The organism is Pseudomonas sp. EA_65y_Pfl2_P74 (assembly GCF_963970575.1).
Taxonomy (GTDB): Bacteria; Pseudomonadota; Gammaproteobacteria; order Pseudomonadales; family Pseudomonadaceae; genus Aquipseudomonas; species Aquipseudomonas baetica_A.
The window spans coordinates 1-1,185 of record NZ_CAXAOQ010000080.1; the positions used below are offsets into that span (position 1 = coordinate 1).

At 61.4% G+C, this 1,185-nt stretch carries 1 protein-coding gene; it reads right to left on the reverse strand.

The window, feature by feature from the left end:
• Positions 1 to 1,180 (reverse strand): type VI secretion system tip protein TssI/VgrG (gene tssI, locus AACY18_RS27900; RefSeq protein ID WP_339466848.1); only part of this gene is annotated, 1,180 nt, incomplete at its 3' end.
• Between the last annotated feature and the right edge of the window lie 5 nt (positions 1,181 to 1,185).

The following is a 1,185-nucleotide window of genomic DNA, read 5'->3' on the forward strand; positions in this document are numbered from 1 at the left end:
TGACGCGGCCGTATTGGTCGCAGTGGATTTCTTCGCCTTTGGGGCCGGTGACCACGGCGCTCTGGCTGCCGAGGATGCGCGGTTTCGGGTGGCGCAGGGGCGGGCGGTTCGGCACGTCCCACGGGGTGGCCTGGAAGCGGTTGCGGTAGCCCTGGTGGAAATCGTCTTTGAGTGCGGTGGTGTCGCTGGTCACCGATTCTTCGAGCACTTGCGGCTGTTTGCCTTCGTGCAGCACTTCGGTCAGCAGCCACAGGTCGTTCCACTTGGCTTTTGGGTGCTCGGTCAGGGCCAAAAAGTGGCCGCTGACCAGCAACGGCTGATCGCTCTTGCCTTCAGCCAGTTGGAAGTCGCTGCGGTGGCGTTCGAGGGCGCGTTTGGCCAGGTGTTTGCCGCGCTCGCGGTCGATGAAACGGCCCGGGTAATCGTAGTCTTCGAGGTCGGGCAGGGCATCGCCACGGTTTTCGCTTTCGAGGGTCAGGCGTGGTTTTTCGAAGTCGTAATCGCGGCGTGTGGTGCGGCTGGTGCGGGTTTCCAGGCGCAGGTCGAAACGCTTGATCACCGGGTTGCTGGCGACCATGCCGGAGTCTTGCTGATAGGCCACGGGTTGGAGTTTCGGGAACACCGTCTGGTCATCGCCGAAAATCAGTTTGTGGCCGGCCTCGCTGTGTTGGAAGTGGTAGTGAATGCCTTCTTCCTCGCACAGGCGCTGGATGAAATGCAGGTCGGATTCGTCGTATTGCACGCAGTAGAGGCGCTCGGGGTAGATCGAACCGGTCTGGAAATCGTAGGCGTTGCTCTGGATGCCGTGCTCTTCCAGCACTTGACCGATGATTTTCGGCACGCTGAGGTTCTGGAAGATACGCTGGTTGATCCGGTGCGCAAGGTACGCCAGTTGCGGGCGCAGGGTCACCGAATAACGGGTCAGGCGCTTGCCCGAGTCACCTTGCGCGGCGCGGTAGATCTGGCCGTGGATGCCGCTGCCGTCGGGCGACAGTTGCAGGAAGGCCGGTTTGTGCAGCAGGGTCTCGAGGTCCAGCGACGGTTTTTCACTGACCAGTTCCACCTCGAAGACAAAGGGCTGGCTGATGGCTTCTCGGCCGGTGAGGGTAAACACCTGAAAATCGGCGGAGAGCCCTTCGATGGTCAGGGCAAAGTGGGTTTCATTGGCCGGCGCGAACATCCCTT